Origin of the sequence: Chryseobacterium gotjawalense, from assembly GCF_030012525.1 — a bacterium.
Classification (GTDB): Bacteria; Bacteroidota; Bacteroidia; order Flavobacteriales; family Weeksellaceae; genus Kaistella; species Kaistella gotjawalense.
In genome coordinates, this window is record NZ_CP124855.1 from 1,982,011 (window position 1) to 2,000,872 (window position 18,862).

Sequence of the window (18,862 nt, forward strand, 5' to 3'; positions counted from 1 at the left end):
CCTTTCCGATTTTGGAAAGGTTTTCTTTTTATAAAAGTTCTTTTAACTCCATTAATTTCTTGATCACCTGCACGTCATCTGCTTCAAATTTATCATCGAATACATCAAAATAAATTACCTGTAAGCCAAAGGATTTTCCGCCTTCTACATCGGCAATCCAGTCGTCACCAATCATGATGGATTCCGCCGCCGAAGCACCGGCTTTTTTCAAAGCATACTCGTAAATCTCAGGCTGTGGTTTTCTGATGTTGATTTCATCTGCACTTGTTATGGTTTGAAAGTAATTTTGGATTCCCGAAAGTTCACATTTTTTATGCGTAACTTCTTTAAAACCATTAGAGAGAATATGCAGTTTATAGCCTTTATCATAAAGGTATTCTAAAATTTCAAAAGCGCCTTCGACCAAATCATTATAATTAATGATTTCATCCAGAAAATTACTTTCAAAGGTTTGAGCCAAATCGAAATCATCAATCCCAAAAAAGAGGAAAGAATCATAGAAACGGTGTTTTCTCAAATAATCTTTATCTATTTCTCCGTCGCGGATCTGTTCCCAAAGCCGCTCATTGATGGTGAAATATTCCCGGTGGAAATCATCGAACTCTAAATTATATTTATCGCGAACCTGTTGTCTTCTGAAAATTTCCTTTAAAGTTAAAAAGGCGTTTCCGCGGTGATCCCAAAGGGTATTGTCGAGGTCAAAAAAAATGTGCTGAATTTTCATACAGCACAAATTTAAGAAAATAAGATCAGTTTTTAGAAACAATAAGGTTTTTTGATTTCAATTTTATTACCTGAATACTCTGAGAATAGCGGAGCAAAAAATCAATGGTCTGTTTCTTGGGTGTCAATCGTTTTTCGTTCAAAGTGTCAATTTTTTTCATACGCGAAAAGTTTAACTTAAAAACGAAAAAATTTGAATATTATTATCTGGTTAAAACAATTTGATGTTCATCCATAATTTTTCTTAAGTTAATGAGGGCGTAACGAACCCTACCCAATGTGGTATTGATACTGGAACCGGTCTGATCTGCAATTTCTTTAAAAGACAGCCCGTCGAAAAACCGCAACCGGACAACTTCCTGTTGATTCTCCGGCAAATAATCCAGCATCCTCATCAAATCTTCCTGAATTTGCCTGCTGATCAATTGGTCTTCAATATTTTCCTCTTTCCCGGCGATCAAATCAAAAATAGAAAACTCTTCATTATCATAAGACGTTTCTGAGACTTTGTTATGCTTTGCTTTCAGCCGGAAATGATCGATGACCAGATTGTGTGCGATGCGTTTTGCCCATAAGACAAATTTGCCTTCTTCGTTATATTTGCCTTCTTTCAGCGTAACAATAATTTTCATGAAAGTATCCTGGAAAACATCATTTGCCAGGGTTTCGTCCATTATTTTATAAAAAATGAAGGTGAAAATTTCTTTTTGGTGTCTTTCAATAAGTACGGCGAGCGCTTTTTCGTTACCGTTTTTGAAATTCGAGATCAGCCAACTGTCTGTATTATTATCCATAACTCTATTCTGTATTTATTCAGGAATTTATGTCCCATTATATTGGGGCTTTTAAAATTCAGATATTAAAAAACTAATAGAGGTTTATGATCTATAAAATGGACTTTATTGTGATTGGCTAAAGTAGTAAAAAAGTTAATACTCTGTTAACTAATTAATAAAAAAATACAAAAAAATCATTTCAATAAATCGTGAAGCATGACTAATGGTAGGTTTATCGTAAAATTAAAATTGAATCCTTTCAGCTCTTTTCCGTTAATTCCCGCCTGATCAATCGGGAAAGCGTACCCTCCGCTGAAGTCAATCAACCCAAATAAAGTGACTCCTGCTTTTGGTGCGACATATTTCGTAGTTGCTTCGGCTCCTGCCAAAAAATAAATGGAATGGTATAAATCTACATTCCGTGCAAAATTGAGCAAGATATCACCCTGAATTTTGGGTACGACAGCAAATTGACCATTGACACTCCCAATCATTCCGGCAACTCCTAAGCGGTAAATCATATCGTCATTTTTCAGAAAAAGCAATCTTCCGCCCAGTTCTGCAAAACTTTGATTTTGATAAACGTATCCCGCATGAACCATTTTGTGAACGGTGAATTGGGCTTTCGAAACACCGAAAAACATGAAAAATAACAGTATTGAAAAAACAGATTTCTTGGCCATCATCAAATATTTATTGGGGATAAAGATAAAAAAAACTGCTTTAACATTTCTGAAAAAGCAGTTCTTTATATTTTTTAAAGATTAAATTCTTTCTTTATTTCATCAACTTTGTCGAGTTTCTCCCAAGTAAAGAATTCTAAATCTTTAATGGTGAACTCTTCGCCGGTTGCTTTTCTAAAGGTTTTATCAGCAACATAAGGCTCTCTTCCCATGTGTCCGTACGAAGCGGTTTCCTGATAAATCGGATTTCTCAATTTTAGGTTCTGCTCAATTGCATAAGGTCTTAAATCAAAAATTTTCTGAATTCTTTCTGAAATGTCGCCATCATGCAAACCAAGTTTTGAAGTTCCATAAGTATTAACATATAAACCACAAGGTTCAGCAACACCGATCGCGTAAGAAACCTGTACCAAAATCTCATCTGCAATTCCTGCTGCAACTAAGTTTTTCGCAATATGACGAACCGCATAAGCCGCACTTCTATCTACTTTTGACGGGTCTTTTCCGGAGAAAGCACCACCACCGTGCGCGCCTTTTCCGCCATAAGTATCTACGATGATTTTTCGACCCGTCAAACCTGTGTCACCGTGTGGTCCACCGATTACAAATTTTCCGGTCGGGTTAATGTGGTATTTGATCTTATCGTTGAATAAATCCTGAATTTCTTTCTTTTGTTTCGCTTTCACTTTCGGAATCAAGATTTCGATCATGTCTTTCTCGATTTTTGCCGACATCGCTTCATCGCTTCCAAAATCATCGTGCTGGGTAGAAACCACGATGGAGTCTATCCTAACCGGTTTATGGTCATCCGAATACTCGATGGTCACCTGTGATTTTGCATCAGGACGAAGATACTTTACAGCGTCGTTTTCTCTTCTTAAAACAGCTAATTCTTTAAGGATCGTGTGGGCCAGATCAAGTGCCAGCGGCATATAGTTATCGGTCTCGTTGGTTGCGTAACCGAACATCATTCCCTGATCCCCCGCTCCCTGCAGATTGGCTTTGGTATCGAAATCATCACTTTCGTGAGCACGGTCAACTCCCTGATTAATATTGGAAGACTGCTCGTGAATACAGGAAATAACTCCGCAGGAATCCCCCGCGAACATGTATTCTCCTTTGGTATAGCCAATTCCGTTAATTACTCTTCTGGCAATATCCTGTACATCAAGATAAGCAGTTGACTTCACTTCACCTGCCAAAACGACTTGTCCTGTGGTGACTAATGTCTCACAAGCCACTTTTGATTGTGGATCATTAGCGAGGAAGTTATCGATTAAGGCATCTGATATTTGATCAGCCACTTTATCTGGGTGTCCTTCGGATACCGACTCAGAGGTAAATAAATAAGACATATTTCTATTGTTTTTTTAATTAAAAAAATAGAAGAAAATTAGGTGATTGCAAGAGAAACTAAAAGAGAAAATCGGTTTTAGCATTTTTTAATGAGGTTGCAATCAGTACAAATTTTTCCTCTGGTAAATTATTGGTGCAAATTTAGCCACTATTTATTAAAGCACAAAATTTATTTTGTAGTTAAAAATTATTGCGGTTTTATTCCGACAAATTCATCCGGGTTTTTGTTGTAATTAAGTTTGCTATTCAACGAGCCCGCAATAAACTCAATCAGTTCGTCTAGAATTTTCTGTTTGTATGTTGGTTTATAATAAATTACCGAAATCTCGCGGTAAGGAAAAGGAGCTCTGAATCTTTTTACTTTCTTTTTCTGCTGATCGCTTAATTGTTCTACAGCAAGCTCCGGGAGAATACTGATCCCACCTAATTTATCTACCAGTTGAACCAATGTATTGATATTGGAAGCAACGAACTCAAGATTCTTTGGCTTTACCGTATTTTCTTTTAATTCACAAATGTTTTCAAACTGGGTTCTCAGACAGTTTCCTTCTTCCAGAAGCCACACTTTCTGCACATCGATATCTTCCGGAACCACGAAGCTGTCTTTCTTTTCTACTGTACTGTCATCTGCCGCATAAATCATGAGTTCTTCATTAAATAAAAAATCATGATAAAATTCATTGGCAGCGGCGTAAGGAGTAGAAATAATTCCTGCGTCGAGCTCACCGGTTTTCAAGGCTTTAATGATATTCTCGGTGGTCATCTCCTTAAGATTGAGTTCAATTTTAGGATGAGTTTTTAGAAAGTCAAAAATTTCCGTGGGTAAAATAAATCCGGAAATGGTAGGGAGCACGCCCAAATTAAGTTTGCCCGCCAAAACATTATTGAGAAGATTCGCCTTACTTCTTAACTCGTTAATAGCATCCACCACCTTTTTTGCCTCTATAATAATGTGAATTCCTACATCCGTTGTTCTGATGGGATGGGTGGTGCGGTCAAAGATTTTAACATCCATTTCGTCCTCAAACTTTTGAATCATTGCACTCAATGTTGGTTGGGTAATGAAACAGGCTTGAGCGGCATTGCCAAAGTGCTTATATTTATCGACTGCGATAAGGTATTCCAGTTGCTGAATATTCATGAGGTTAATTTAGTCTAGGTCAAATATACTTAGATTTTGCCAAATTGTAATTAATTTTAAATAAATTTGAGGTTTATTAAAATCAACAATATGAGCGATCGCAAACTAACCAACTCGTCCGGAATTGCTTATTACGACCACGAAGATTCCCAAACAGCAGGCCCAAGAGGACCGGTTTTATTACAGGACTTCATCTTACAGGAAAATTTGGCTCATTTCGTCCGGGAAAGGATCCCCGAAAGAGTCGTACACGCAAAAGGTACTGGCGCATACGGGAAATTTACCGTAACCCATGATATTTCACAGTTCACCAAAGCCAAACTCTTTTCTAAAGTGGGAAATTCCTGCCGGATCTTCACAAGATTTTCTACCGTGGGCGGCGAAAAAGGAAGTGCAGATACAGAAAGAGACCCAAGAGGTTTTGCGGTGAAATTTTATACCGAAGATGGAAATTGGGATTTGGTCGGAAACAATACGCCGGTGTTTTTCATTAAAGACGCTAAAAAATTTCCGGATTTTATTCATACCCAAAAACGAATTCCAAAAACGAATCTAAAAAGCGCAACGATGATGTGGGATTTCTGGAGTTTTAATCCGGAATCACTGCACCAGGTTTTAATATTGATGTCGGATCGGGGAACCCCTTATGGCTATAGGCACATGCACGGTTTCGGATCTCACACTTTTTCAATGATTAACGATTCGAATGAAAGAGTTTGGGTGAAGTTCCACTTTAAAACAAAACAGGAAATAAAAAATTTCAGTCATGATGATGCCGTGAAAATGAAGGGAGAAAATCCGGATTTCGCACAGGAAGATTTAATGACCGCGATTGAAGAAGGCAACTTCCCAAAATGGACCTTGTATATCCAGATAATGACCGGTGAGCAGGCCAAAGAATTTCGCTGGAATCCTTTTGATGTTACTAAAGTTTGGTTCCATGATGAATTCCCTTTAATTGAAGTGGGCGAAATGGAACTGAATGAAATTCCGGTCAATTATTTTGCTCATGTAGAACAGTCTACCTTTTCACCGAGCAATTTAGTTAACGGAATCAGTTTTTCTCCGGACAAAATGTTGCAGGGCCGTCTTTTTTCTTACCCGGATGCACACCGATACAGAGTTGGCGCAAACTCCCATTTGCTGGAAGTAAACCGCTGCCCTTTTGCGGTGAACAATTACCAAAGAGATGGCGCGATGGCCGATTCCAGCCAATACAAAGATGCACCCAACTACTACCCCAACAGTTTTGATGAAATCAAACCACAATCTGCGTATAAAAATTTCGAAGAAGACCTGGACAGCAATCATGTTGCGAACTTTAGCCGGAATGAAAATGATGACGACCATTATACCCAACCGGGATTATTGTACACCAAAGCAATGAATGAAACAGACCGGCAAAATCTGGTCTCAAACATTGTAGCTTCGATGAAAGGGATTACCGGACCGAAAAGAGATGAAATTATCAATCGTCAATTGTGTCATTTCTTCCGGGCAAACATCGAACTGGGAATGAAAATCGCCATGGCTTTACAGGTTAATATTGATTCGAACATGATGAGTCATTCTACAAAATAGAAAATCATTACCAAAGAAATTGTCTTAAAAAATCAATATTGTCCCCAGCCCGCCAAAGTGGGAAAAATTCATTAATTTGCACAGTACTAAAACACTTAACAAGGTATTACAATGTCGTACGAAAATATAATTTTAGAAACGGACCAAAAAACTGCGGTTATCACAATTAACCGTCCACAAAGTTTAAATGCACTCAATGCAAAAACCATTCTGGAATTGAGCCAGGCTTTAGACGAAGTTTCTGCCGACTCCCAATACAGAGCCGTGATCATCACCGGCAGCGGTGAAAAATCTTTTGTTGCAGGAGCCGACATCAAAGAGTTTTCTGATTTCGGAACTGCCGCTGCTGAAGATTTGTCCAGAAACGGGCAGCATATTCTTTTTAATAAAATCGAAAACCTCAACAAACCTGTTATCGCTGCGGTAAATGGTTTTGCCTTGGGTGGCGGTTTAGAATTAGCCATGGCCTGCCACATTCGGTATGCTTCAGAAAACGCGCGGTTAGGATTGCCGGAAGTAACTTTAGGACTAATCCCGGGTTATGGAGGAACTCAGCGGTTACCAAAACTAGTCGGAAAAGGCCTGGCCAATGAATTAATTTTCTCCGCAAAGATGATTCCGGCACAACGGGCAAAAGAAATCGGTTTGGTTAACGAAGTTTTTAGTTTAGAAGAACTTTTACCAAAGACCAAAGAACTTGCAAATACCATCGCTCAGAATTCACCTATGGGAATTTCCAAAGCGATTGCTGCCGTCAATCAGTATGATACCGTCCAGGGTTTCGAAACTGAAATGAAATCGTTTGGTGAACTCTTTGAAATGGAAGATAAAAAAGAAGGAGTTGCTGCTTTTTTAGAAAAAAGAAAACCCTCTTTTTAAAACCAATTCCCTAAATCTTAAAAACAATAAATTTTTGATCGTAACCAAATTTGACATTGCCTATTTAAAAATGGCAAATGAATGGGCCAAACTCTCCTACTGCAAACGCAAGCAAGTTGGAGCGCTCATCGTGAAAGACCGCATGATTATTTCAGACGGTTATAACGGAACTCCTTCCGGCTTTGAAAACTGCTGTGAAAATGCCGCCGGCGAAACCCACTGGTTTGTTTTGCATGCCGAAGCGAATGCCATACTGAAATTGGCCCGCTCCACCCAGTCTGCGAAAGACGCCACACTCTACCTTACCTTATCGCCCTGTAAAGAATGCAGTAAACTCATTCTGCAGGCCGGGATTAAAAAACTGGTCTATGTGGATCATTATAAGGATAATGATGGAATTGAATTTCTAAAAAATCACGGAATTGAAATTTTACAAGTTCCCTTTGATGACCTAAAATAAAAAACACAAAAACACAAATCACGATGACTTGGGATGAAAAAATTAAAGACTTCGAAACTTTTTTAAAATTTGAAAGAAACTTTTCAGACAATACCGTCGACGCTTATATGCGGGACATCAGAAAACTCCAGGATTATGCAGAATTCGATCTTGAAAACACCGGTCCTTTAACCATCACTTACGAAAATATTCAGGAATACCTTTATCAACTTTCCAAAAAAAAATTCAGTGAAAGAAGTCAGGCAAGGTGGATCTCGTCCATTAAATCTTTCTTTAAATATCTGGTCGAAGATGAAGTACGCGATGACAACCCCGCAACTTTACTGGAAGGGCCGAAACTGGGAATTTATCTCCCCGATACTTTGAGTTTTGAGGATATAGAAAAAATCATTCGAGCCATCAATACCAACACTGATTTGGGACGAAGAAATCACTGCATGATCGAAGTTCTCTACGGTTGCGGTTTGCGCGTTTCTGAACTCATCGATTTAAAAATCTCCAATATTAATTTTAAAGAATCTTATTTAAAAGTTGAAGGAAAAGGAGACAAATCACGGTTTGTTCCTTTGGCAAAATTTACCTCAAACTCAATTAAAGAGTATATAAATACGGTTCGGTCCAAAGGTAAAATCAATAAAAAACATGAAGATATCGTATTCCTGAACAGTCGTGGATCCGCTATGTCCAGAGTAATTGTCTTTATCATCATCAAAGAATTGACTGAAAAAGCAGGAATCAGCAAAAGCATTTCACCACACACTTTCCGTCATTCTTTTGCCACCCACCTCTTGCAAAACGGCGCCGATTTGCGCTACATTCAGGAAATGCTTGGCCACTCAAGTATTACAACAACCGAGATCTACACCCATTTAAAAAATGAAGAATTACGCGATGTCATTCTTAATTATCATCCGAGAAACAAAGCAGAATGAATGATTTAAAATACTGCCCGAAGTGTGGGAAACCAAATTTAATTTGGGACGGCATAACAAAATGGACGTGCTCTAATTGCGATTATGTTCTGTTTCACAATGTGGCAGGAGCAGTGGCTGTCATCATCAAACATGGCGAAGAAATTCTTTTTACCCGAAGAAATCAGGAACCGAAAAAAGGGAAACTCGATTTAGCCGGCGGATTTGTAGATCCAAAAGAAAGTGCCGAAGAGACCTGCGTTCGTGAACTGTTTGAAGAAATGAAAATTAAAATTGATATTTCTCAATTAAAATATCTGGCAAGTTTACCAAATACGTATGAATACAAAAACATTCTTTATAATACGATTGACTTATTTTACGAATATAAAGTCCCGGAAAAATTAGAATTAACACTGGAATTATCAGAAATCTCTGAAACAATTTGGATTAAAAAGAATCAAATAAATATCGAAGATATCGCTTTTGATTCTCAAAAAACATTTTTCAAAAAATATATCAGTTCTTAATTATCCATTTCTCTCCTTCGATGTTCCGATGTTTTTTTAGCGTAAATTTGCTGTTCGTAAATTCCCACTATGCAAGAACAAATCGTTTTCGAAGACAATCATCTTTTAGTCATCAATAAAAAAGCAGGGCAACTCGTTCAGGGCGACAAAACCGGCGATTTATCTTTGCTTGAATTAATTAAAGATTTCATTAAAAAAAGAGATCATAAACCTGGAAATGTTTTCCTGGGACTGGTTCACCGGATCGACCGCCCAACTTCCGGACTGGTCATTTATGCCAAAACTTCCAAAGCGCTTTCCCGTTTAACGCAAATGGTGAAAAACCGCGAAATCAAAAAAACATATTGGGCAGTTGTTTCCAAAGCTGAGATTCCACAACAGCAAAGGCTGGTTCATTATCTTCAGAAAAACGAGAAGAACAATAAAACTACCGTTTTTCCAAAAGCGACCGAAGGGGCAAAACAAGCAATTCTGAATTACGAAATCATTAAAACGCTGGATAATTTTCTGTTGCTGGAAGTTGATTTGGAAACCGGTCGTCACCATCAGATCCGGGCACAATTATCGAAAATTGGAGTTCCAATTAAAGGCGATTTAAAATACGGTTCGGCACGTTCAAATCCCGATGGCGGCATTCATCTGCATGCGAGAAAGCTGGAATTCATTCATCCTGTCACTTTAGAAAAACTATCCATCACCGCGCCCGTTCCTCAGAATGATCCGGTTTGGAAAGCTTGTGAAGATTAATAAATTATCTAAAAAAACATTGAATTTTTTAACCGCAAAAGGGACAAAAGACGCTAATTGATCCGCTTCGGAACTTGATGAAAAAGAACTTCAACAGGTTGCAAAAATGGCATTCTATATCACTTTTGACATCTTTTGGCTACCTTATTAAACCAATACTTTTGTTTCTTTTGCGGTAAAAAAATCCTTACTGAGCTGGCGGAACAACTCCACCATTACTGTCATTCGGATTATTTTGTTTTAAAATATTGGCATCTTCTTTTGCCAGTTTATTTTTGGTCGGAATTTTATAATTCACAGAAAAACCAAAGTTTCTTGTGTCTGTTTTATTATAAAGAAAAACACTTTCTCCTTCTAATGGTCTGGAATGAAGTTGAGTTACCTGCGTATTGAACAGATCATTTCCGTAAACCGAAAGAGTTAGTTTATCATTCAGGAATTTCTTTGTGAAGGTCAAATCAAATTTTTGATTAAATGGCTTTTCCGACTCGAAATAATAGTAGCCAGCTTTTTTCGATAAGACATTATAATTCGCAGTCATTTTAATTTGAGAAGGAAGTACTACTTGCGCCATCAAATTTATAACCCACATTCCTTTCGGATCTATTTCTTTAATTTCATGCTTCACATAACCTGCATACGCATAAAGAAAATTGATTTTATCAGGATTGAAATTCATCTTCATTATTTCACCGAAAGGCTTAGTGAAAATCATAAATGGAATCGGCATACCGACATTAAAATTATGAATTCTCATGTTCGGAATATTTACCTGCTGATTTTCGATAACATCGCCTTTTCGGGAAAGCAGTTGCGCTACTTGATTGTCAATCGAAGAAACATTATAACCGATAAAAGCGTAATCAAACGCCGAAAGTTTAATTTCGAAATTATCATAGATCGTTGGCTGCAAATAAGGATTTCCAGTTATGGTAGAATTGGGACCTGTAAAGGTATTGTTATTCGGGTTCAGCGCAGAAATGCTCGGCAAGGTGATTTTCTTGTTATAATTCAAAGCCAGATAAACCTGATTCATCAGATTATATTGAATACTTGCATTCGGAAACAGCTTGAATTTATTAAAAGGAATGAGATCTTCCTCCTGCAATATTCCATTAGTATCATTAAATCTCGTCTTTCCGGAAATGTCATAATTCTCGGCTCTTGTTCCTAAAGTAAAATCAAATTTTTTCAATTTTGCCTGAAATTCCAGATAAGTAGAAGCGGTGTTTCTTTGATATTCAAGATTGGTAATTCCTTTACTCTCGGTATCGAAAATCTGATTTTCATACAAACCTCCGAAACTCACTTTCCCTTCATCTAAAATTTTAACCGGCTGCGAAAAATCTACTTTGAAGTTGGAAACCTGCATTAAAGAAGTATTATCGAGCACCCTTCCATAACTTTGGTTACCAAACGAAGTTGAATTATTGTAAATATTATCTTGATAGAAATCATTGTTTGACCGCGTATATCCTGCCTGGAAATCTAACTTTTTATTCTTATCATCAAATCTTTTTTGATAACTGATAACAGCTTCCTGACGAAGTGAATTCGTTTTTGCCGCATCCAGTGCCGTATATTTATTTAAAACCTTACCCGACAGCAAATAGGAACCGTCACTTAAGGTAACATTATCATTATTGTTACTATAAACGTCATAATTCAATAATAACTTATCATTGCCCAAATCGAAAGTTACACCCGCTTTTGCGAAAGTTCCGCGCGCAATTCTATCGGTATTTGATAAAACCAGGTTATCCTGATTGCTGTTCATTTCACTTTCACGGTAGCTTTGACCCACTCTCAGTTGCCAGCCGAAATATTTATTTCTGGCGTTTAAACTTAAAGAATTATTGGTTCTGCTGCGGAATTTTTCCTCATTCGTAAAGGCGTAATTCCCAGAATAAGTTGCAGTTAAATATTTATTAGCGTTTTTATTGGTAATGATATTCATGATCGCACCACCAGAAGAAGCAGGAAATTCTGCACCCGGCTGCGTAATCACTTCAATTCTTTCAATGGAGTTCGCAGGCATTCCTTCCAGAAAAGAAGTCAGATCGTTACTTGAAATATTTAAAGGCCGACCGTTCAGATAAACCGCAAGCATTTTCCCCTGATACATCATTCCGGCAATATCGGTAGCAACCAAACCCGGAAGTTTTTTAATTCCTTCCATCGCGCTCCCGGTATTGAGACTTTCCTGCTCTGAAAAATCAAAAATGGTACGGTCTGCTTTTTGTTCAACGGCTTTTTTAGTTTTGGTGATAACAACGCCTTCTATTTCCTTTTCTTTGGTAGGAGAATTCGTTTTTTCCTGCGAAAAATAGAGTTGGGAAAACAATAAAGCAATAACTGCAACGGTAATTTTTTTGGTCATAAATAGGTTTCTATTCAATTAGACAACGATATATCCGAAAAGTTACAATCATTTATATTTTAAAACACGAAATAAAAAAACCGCCCAATTTCTTGAGCGGTTTATTATAAGTAATCTTAACTAATTATGCATTTCTTGCAGCTTCAGCAGCGATCAGGTTCAATGCAGATCCTGCTTTATACCAATCGATTTGCTGAGCGTTATAAGTATGGTTCGTTACCACCACATCTTTAGTGCCGTCGGCGTGAACCAATTCTAAAGTTAACGGTTTTCCTGGCGCGAACTGCTCTAAATCTAAGAAGTTCACCGTATCATCTTCCTGGAATTTGTCATAGTCAGCTTTGTCAGCAAACGTTAAACCTAGCATTCCTTGTTTCTTCAAATTCGTTTCGTGAATACGCGCGAAAGATTTTACCAAAACAGCTTTTACACCAAGATGTCTCGGCTCCATAGCAGCGTGTTCTCTGGAAGACCCTTCACCATAGTTTTCATCACCAACTACAATGGTTGAAACGCCCGCAGCTTTATACGCTCTCGCTACTGCAGGAACTTCACCGTATTCGCCTGTAAGACTGTTTTTCACGGTATTGGTTTCCATATTGTAAGCGTTGACTGCTCCAATCAACATGTTGTTCGAAATATTATCTAAATGGCCACGGTATTTTAACCACGGTCCCGCCATAGAAATATGGTCGGTTGTACATTTTCCGAAAGCTTTAATTAAAACTTTGGCTCCGGTAATATTTTGACCATCCCAAGGCTGGAAAGGCTCTAATAATTGCAACCTGTCTGAAGTCGGGCTTACCGCAATCTGAACGGAAGAACCGTCTTCTGAAGGAGCTTGATAACCATTATCATCAACCGCAAATCCTTTTTCCGGTAATTCAAAACCTTTCGGCTCGTCTAATTTAATCTGTTCACCTGCCTGGTTCGTTAAAGTATCTGTAATCGGATTAAAATCTAATCTTCCTGCAATCGCAACAGCAGCAACCATTTCCGGTGAAGCTACAAACGCGTGCGTATTTGGATTACCATCTGCTCTTTTCGCGAAGTTTCTGTTGAAAGAATGGATGATCGAGTTTTTCTCTCCTTTATCAGAACCCTCTCTGTCCCACTGACCGATACATGGTCCACAGGCATTGGTAAAGATTCTGGCGTTTTCGAATTTTCTAAATGAATCCAGGAAACCATCTCTCTCAGCAGTGAATTTCACTTGCTCAGAACCTGGGTTAATTCCTAAAATCGCTTTTGGTTTAACGCCTTTAGCAAAAGCATCTTCAACGATAGAAGCCGCTCTTGATAAATCTTCATAAGAAGAGTTGGTACATGAACCGATCAGCGCCCATTCTACTTCGATTGGCCAGCCGTTTGCAACAGCTTTTTCATGGAATTCAGCAACAGGTGTTGCCAAGTCCGGTGTGAAAGGTCCGTTTAAATGTGGCGTTAATTCATCCAGATTAATCTCGATAACCTGGTCAAAATAAAGTTCAGGGTTTGCATAAACCTCAGCATCTCCGGTTAAGTGATCAGCGATTACATCAGCAGCATCTACGACATCCTGTCTTCCGGTTGCAGCTAAATATCTTCTCATGGAATCATCATATCCGAAAGTAGAAGTGGTTGCTCCAATTTCAGCACCCATATTACAGATCGTTCCTTTTCCGGTGGCAGAAAGTGAGTTGGCGCCTTCACCGAAATATTCTACGATACAGCCTGTTCCTCCTTTCACGGTAAGAATCCCGGCCACTTTTAGAATAATATCTTTTGCGGAAGCCCAACCGCTTAGTTTTCCTGTCAATTTGATACCGATTAATTTCGGCATCTTCAGTTCCCAAGCCATTCCAGCCATTACGTCAACAGCATCTGCGCCACCAACACCAATTGCCACCATTCCCAAACCACCGGCATTTACTGTGTGTGAGTCGGTTCCAATCATCATTCCACCCGGGAATGCATAGTTTTCTAAAACCACCTGGTGAATAATCCCAGCACCTGGTTTCCAAAAACCAATACCATATTTATCACAAACAGAACTCAGGAAATTAAATACTTCTGAGTTTTTGTTGATACCATCCTGTAAATCGGCTTCAGCACCTACTCTTGCCTGAATAAGGTGATCAGCGTGTGCGGTAGAAGGAACAGCAACTTTTGATTTTCCGGCTTGCATAAATTGTAATAACGCCATCTGTGCGGTCGCATCCTGCATTGCTACTCGATCCGGTGCGAAATCTACGTAAGAATTTCCACGCTCGTACGCCTGCGTTGCGCTGCCTTCCCAAAGATGGGTATAAAGAATTTTCTCTGCAAGGGTAAGCGGTTTTCCCACAGCTTTACGAGCCGCTTCGATCCTTTCCGGATAACGCGCATACACCTCCTTAATCATATCAATGTCAAAAGTCATATCTGTTGGTTTTTTATTATCTTTTTTTAGAAAGTCAAAAATACGAATTATTTTAAGTATAAGTCCTTTAATCTCATTTAGAATAAATATAAATATAATGTTCTATTTCTATTTCCGAAAGCATCCTGATGTTTTAATACGGTATCATGACCCACATAACAAAAATTCAAAAAACATATTTTAAACCGTAAAAGAACTAAAAAGTCCAATTCAAAAAAAGTTAAAAACAAATAGTGAGCAACAGTAGCGTAATCCTTATCCATATTGCTTTTGAACACTTTTATTTTATCACTTCCAACTTCGTTGAATCTTGAATAGGCGATAGATTTTTTTTCGTGTACTAATCACAATATTACATCATAACGGGATCTGTTCCAAAGGAAGGTAAAAGCTACGCTGAACAGTCCCACTGGAGTCTATGGCGAAAGTACGCGTTAACTACGGGTTAACCTACGCGGATCACTTGCAGCAAAGACTTTGGAAGAAATTAATAAGTAAAAAAGAGACATTTAACAGAAAGTAAAAAAAATACAATATCCTTTCTGTCGATCAGTTGTAAAGATACAAAAAAACTTAAAGCCTGTTTACATAAAATTACAAATAGATTTAGAAACGAAAAATTTGCAGAATAAAATATGATCCGGGAGTTATATGGTTTCACTTTTCGGGTACAAAATTGATATTTAATAAATTTCAACCGCTCTTATTATTTTTAAAAATAAAATCAACTGTCAAAAAAAGAACGTATTTTTCCGTTCATAATTGATTTAAAAAATTGTAGTGGTCAGTAGAAACCTTCAAAACAGTATTTATTTCACCTTCGCAATCTTGCTGGGGTTGCTCTACTATTTTTACAATCCTGCGTATTATCAGCTATTCCCGAACTGTATTTTCAAAAGCTTGACGGGATTAAGCTGTCCCGGTTGTGGCGCGCAAAGAGCGACTCACGAATTACTGCACCTGAACTTTAAAAATGCTTTTGCTTACAACCCTTTGCTCGTCGTTTCTTTACCTTATGCCTTGACGGGCTTATTGTTTTATCAAACCAAATTAAAAGAGCGCTTCCCCAACACCAGGCAGTTTTTGTACGGTCAGAAAGCGATTTTAATTGTTTTAGTGTTGATAATCCTGTTCTTCATTTTCCGGAATTTATAAATTCCTATTTTTGCAAATTACTTCCAATTAATAATGAAAAATATTTTCACTTTACTTTTATTCAGCTTCTCAACGGTTGTTTTTGCACAGAAAAAATCGGTTAACACAAAAGCAAACCTTAAAAAAACAGTTGCTGAAAAAACGACAGTTCCAAAAGTTAATTCAGATCTCATAAAAATCAACGATTCTATTCCGGCGCTTATTCCTTATAAAAAAGAAGGCAAATCCGGTTTTATCAATCAGAAAGGCAAAATCATCATCGCACCGGTTTACAGCAATGTTGGGTTTTTCACCGAAGACTGCAATCTTTTGAATTCCCCCAACAGTAAAGTTCAGAAATTCGGTTCGAAAGAGTACGCTTCCGTAAGGCTCGACGGAGAAGATTACAGAATGGATCAATCCGGAAAAAGAGTGTATCGCTTTAAAGAGGAGGATTTAGGGATTTGCCCTCAACAATTTAAAGCGCAGTTATTCCATGCCTATATTTTAAATAAAGCTTACGGAATTATCGAAGATTCCAAATTCCACGATGCTTCAGATTACCGGCACTTCACCATTTACCCCCAGTTTCAATACCTTCATATTCTGGAAGGAGATGATCTGAAAAACCCGATGATCATCGCCGTGAAAAATGATCAGTTCGGAATTATCGACGTTACCGGAAAAGTCATTATTCCGTTTGAATATGAAGACATCAAAAGAAACTACAGCTGGAAACTCGGCCGTTTGTTTGAAGTGACCAAAGACGGCGAAAATTACTTCTTTATTGATATTGCCAACAAGGCATATTAAGAAAATAGTTGTAAGTTTACACCCAGAAATTAAAGGGGTGCTGTGAAAAGCTGAGATTATACCCAATGAACCTGGAACAGATAATGCTGTTTAGGGAAAGCTGATGAGCTGATTTAACAATTCGATGATTTACTGATTTTGACATCATCATATTTTCAAATTAACTCATTAGCACATTGCAAGTCGCCCCTTTTATTCAATTAATCTTAAAAATTAAAAGAATGAAAGGATTTATTTTTTTAGGACTTCTCGCAGGTCCATTTTACTTTGCACAAAATACCGTGCAGGATTCCCTCAAAACGAAGGAAATTGAAAGTATCAACTTTCTAAAACGGCTGCCCGTCACCAAAGAAATCATCAACGTTGAAAAAGATCTGGGACAAAAAAATCTTGGTCAGGATTTACCGATTTTACTGAAAAACCAAATGTCTGTGATTTCGACTTCCGATGCCGGAAACGGCGTTGGTTATACCGGATTTAGAATTCGTGGTGTTGGCGGAACCGCAATCAATGTAATGCTGAACGGTGTTCCGTACAATGATTCGGAATCTCAGGGAACCTTTTTTGTAAATGTTGGAGATTTAACGAGTTCCGCCTCTCAAATCGTCATTCAGCGCGGCGTCGGGACTTCTTCAAATGGAGTTTCTGCTTTTGGGGCGAGCGTCAATGTGATTACCAAAAGTCCCGAAGAACAGTTTTATGTAAAATCTGATGATTCATACGGATCTTTTAATACCTATAAATATTCTGCAGAAGTGGGAAGCGGAAAATTCTGGAAAGACCGGTTATCAGTAATGGGAAGGTATACCACCATTCATTCTGACGGTTATATTGACCGCGCTTTTTCAAATCTGGATTCTTACAATTTTACTGCGCTTTTTGAAGAGAAGAAAACCAAAATCAGACTCATGGCTTTTGGCGGAAAAGAAAAAACCTACCAAGCCTGGAACGGAATTGACAAAGCAACCTGGGAAACCAACCCGAAATTTAATTATTCCGGAGCAATTTATGATGCGAACTGGGAAAACATTGTTGGGTTTTACGACAACGAAACCGATAATTACCGCCAAAACCATTACCAATTATTGTGGGAACAAAATTTTAACAATCATTGGAATCTTGAGACGACTTTTCATTATACCAAAGGAAAAGGATATTATGAAAACTACAAACAGGACGCGAAGTTTTCGAAATACAATTTACCCGACTTAATCACTGATAATCAAACCATTAAAAGAACAGATTTCATCCGTAAAAAATGGCTGGATAATGATTTTTACGGCGGAGTTTCTACGCTGTATGGAAAGTTTGAAAATCTCGACTTAAATTTCGGAATCGTTGGAAACCAATATTTCGGAAAGCATTTCGGAAACGTTTCCGGCGTTTATTTTCCTGAAATCTTCGAACACGAATATTATAGAAATAACGGAATAAAAACCGAATTCGCTGGTTTTGCAAAAGCAATTGTGAAATTAAACAAGTTTGAACTGTACGGAGATTTGCAGCTGAGAAACATTAATTATGACACTGAAGTCATTCAGCAAGGCGATAATGAAGGCGCCGAATTAAGTAAAAACTGGTTATTCTTTAATCCGAAAATGGGCCTGAATTATAAAATCAATTCCGGAAAATTATTCTTTTCTTACGCTCATGCCCATCGGGAACCGAATCGGGACGACATTTTCGCCAATCCGGAAATCCAACCTGAAAAACTTCACGATTTCGAAGCTGGAATCGAAAAAGCGATTGGAAACTTTTCTTTTACTACCAATTTATACTACATGAATTATGTGAATCAGTTGGTTTTAAACGGTCAGATCAATGATATCGGTGAATTCATCCGCGTGAATTCCGGGAAAAGTTACCGGATGGGAATCGAGGTCGGTGCTTTGGCAAAACTTTCACAACAGTGGACTATTTCCGGGAATTTCACTTTAAGTAAAAATGAAAACAAAGACTTTAAAAATGAAACTGATACAGGATTTGAAAGTTTAGGAAATACTCCCATTTCTTTTTCACCAGATTTCATGGGCAATATCCTGGTCAATTATTCACCAACATCAAAATTCAGCTTAGGACTTCAAAACCAATATGTTGGAAGCCAGTTCTTAGATAACACGAACAACGAAAATTTAAAACTAAATAATTATATCTTAACCGATTTTAATGCGAAATATACTTTAAATATAAAAAGAACTGAAGTTGATCTGAAATTATTAGTGAACAATATTTTCAATAAAAAAGATGTGAATAATGGATTTGTTTATGATCAGAATCCTTTTTACTTTTCACAAGCGGGAACGAATTTCTTATTCGGCGTGAGCATTAAATATCAATAATTAAAAGT

Annotated in this window: 16 protein-coding genes; 9 read left to right on the forward strand and 7 right to left on the reverse strand. The window is 37.8% G+C overall.

All coding sequences use genetic code 11. The features are described from left to right. Positions 1-28 precede the first annotated feature (28 nt). The 5 genes from QGN23_RS08975 to QGN23_RS08995 all read right to left on the reverse strand — a co-directional run bounded on the left by QGN23_RS08975 (position 29) and on the right by QGN23_RS08995 (position 4,679). Positions 29-724, reverse strand: coding sequence for a YjjG family noncanonical pyrimidine nucleotidase (locus QGN23_RS08975; protein ID WP_282903988.1), 696 nt, complete (start codon positions 722-724; stop codon positions 29-31). Positions 725-926: 202 nt separating this feature from the next. After that, on the reverse strand, positions 927-1,517 hold the full coding sequence (locus QGN23_RS08980) for an RNA polymerase sigma factor (RefSeq protein ID WP_282903989.1): 591 nt from the start codon (positions 1,515-1,517) through the stop codon (positions 927-929). Between the two features lie 176 nt (positions 1,518-1,693). Next, the gene (locus tag QGN23_RS08985; protein ID WP_282903990.1) at positions 1,694-2,185 is read right to left on the reverse strand and encodes a hypothetical protein; all 492 of its coding nucleotides are present in this window, start codon (positions 2,183-2,185) and stop codon (positions 1,694-1,696) included. Between the two features lie 71 nt (positions 2,186-2,256). After that, a complete protein-coding gene (gene metK, locus QGN23_RS08990) occupies positions 2,257-3,537 on the reverse strand; it encodes a methionine adenosyltransferase (protein ID WP_282903991.1) in 1,281 nt (426 codons plus the stop codon). A gap of 188 nt (positions 3,538-3,725) precedes the next feature. Further along, on the reverse strand, positions 3,726-4,679 hold the full coding sequence (locus QGN23_RS08995) for a hydrogen peroxide-inducible genes activator (protein WP_282903992.1): 954 nt from the start codon (positions 4,677-4,679) through the stop codon (positions 3,726-3,728). Between the two features lie 90 nt (positions 4,680-4,769). On the opposite strand from QGN23_RS08995, the gene QGN23_RS09000 reads away from it, so the two are divergent. From QGN23_RS09000 to QGN23_RS09025, 6 genes are all read left to right on the forward strand, one after another. After that, positions 4,770-6,260, forward strand: a complete 1,491-nt coding sequence (locus QGN23_RS09000; protein WP_282903993.1) for a catalase — start codon at positions 4,770-4,772, stop codon at positions 6,258-6,260. 111 nt (positions 6,261-6,371) lie between these two features. Next, positions 6,372-7,139 carry an enoyl-CoA hydratase/isomerase family protein gene (locus QGN23_RS09005; RefSeq protein WP_282903994.1) on the forward strand — a complete coding sequence of 256 codons (768 nt, stop codon included), beginning with the start codon at positions 6,372-6,374 and terminating at the stop codon, positions 7,137-7,139. Positions 7,140-7,173: 34 nt separating this feature from the next. Beyond that, positions 7,174-7,599 (forward strand): deoxycytidylate deaminase, encoded by a 426-nt coding sequence (locus QGN23_RS09010; protein ID WP_282903995.1) that lies wholly within the window; start codon positions 7,174-7,176, stop codon positions 7,597-7,599. Positions 7,600-7,622: 23 nt separating this feature from the next. After that, on the forward strand, positions 7,623-8,531 hold the full coding sequence (xerD, locus tag QGN23_RS09015) for a site-specific tyrosine recombinase XerD (protein WP_282903996.1): 909 nt from the start codon (positions 7,623-7,625) through the stop codon (positions 8,529-8,531). Further along, positions 8,528-9,040 carry an NUDIX hydrolase gene (locus QGN23_RS09020; RefSeq protein WP_282903997.1) on the forward strand — a complete coding sequence of 171 codons (513 nt, stop codon included), beginning with the start codon at positions 8,528-8,530 and terminating at the stop codon, positions 9,038-9,040. The genes xerD and QGN23_RS09020 overlap by 4 nt, the downstream gene beginning before the upstream one ends. 69 nt (positions 9,041-9,109) lie before the next feature. Further along, positions 9,110-9,787 (forward strand): RluA family pseudouridine synthase, encoded by a 678-nt coding sequence (locus tag QGN23_RS09025; RefSeq protein ID WP_282903998.1) that lies wholly within the window; start codon positions 9,110-9,112, stop codon positions 9,785-9,787. 187 nt (positions 9,788-9,974) lie between these two features. On the opposite strand, the gene QGN23_RS09030 is transcribed toward QGN23_RS09025, so the two are convergent. Further along, positions 9,975-12,167, reverse strand: coding sequence for an outer membrane beta-barrel protein (locus QGN23_RS09030; protein WP_282903999.1), 2,193 nt, complete (start codon positions 12,165-12,167; stop codon positions 9,975-9,977). Between the two features lie 124 nt (positions 12,168-12,291). Beyond that, complete coding sequence (locus QGN23_RS09035) at positions 12,292-14,568, reverse strand: aconitate hydratase (RefSeq protein WP_282904000.1); 2,277 nt, start codon at positions 14,566-14,568, stop codon at positions 12,292-12,294. Positions 14,569-15,348: 780 nt separating this feature from the next. On the opposite strand from QGN23_RS09035, the gene QGN23_RS09040 reads away from it, so the two are divergent. The 3 genes from QGN23_RS09040 to QGN23_RS09050 all read left to right on the forward strand — a co-directional run bounded on the left by QGN23_RS09040 (position 15,349) and on the right by QGN23_RS09050 (position 18,854). Beyond that, positions 15,349-15,723, forward strand: a complete 375-nt coding sequence (locus tag QGN23_RS09040) for a DUF2752 domain-containing protein (protein ID WP_282904001.1) — start codon at positions 15,349-15,351, stop codon at positions 15,721-15,723. Positions 15,724-15,756: 33 nt separating this feature from the next. Beyond that, complete coding sequence (locus tag QGN23_RS09045) at positions 15,757-16,515, forward strand: WG repeat-containing protein (protein ID WP_282904002.1); 759 nt, start codon at positions 15,757-15,759, stop codon at positions 16,513-16,515. Between the two features lie 221 nt (positions 16,516-16,736). Continuing rightward, positions 16,737-18,854 (forward strand): TonB-dependent receptor, encoded by a 2,118-nt coding sequence (locus QGN23_RS09050; RefSeq protein WP_282904003.1) that lies wholly within the window; start codon positions 16,737-16,739, stop codon positions 18,852-18,854. Positions 18,855-18,862: the final 8 nt, after the last annotated feature.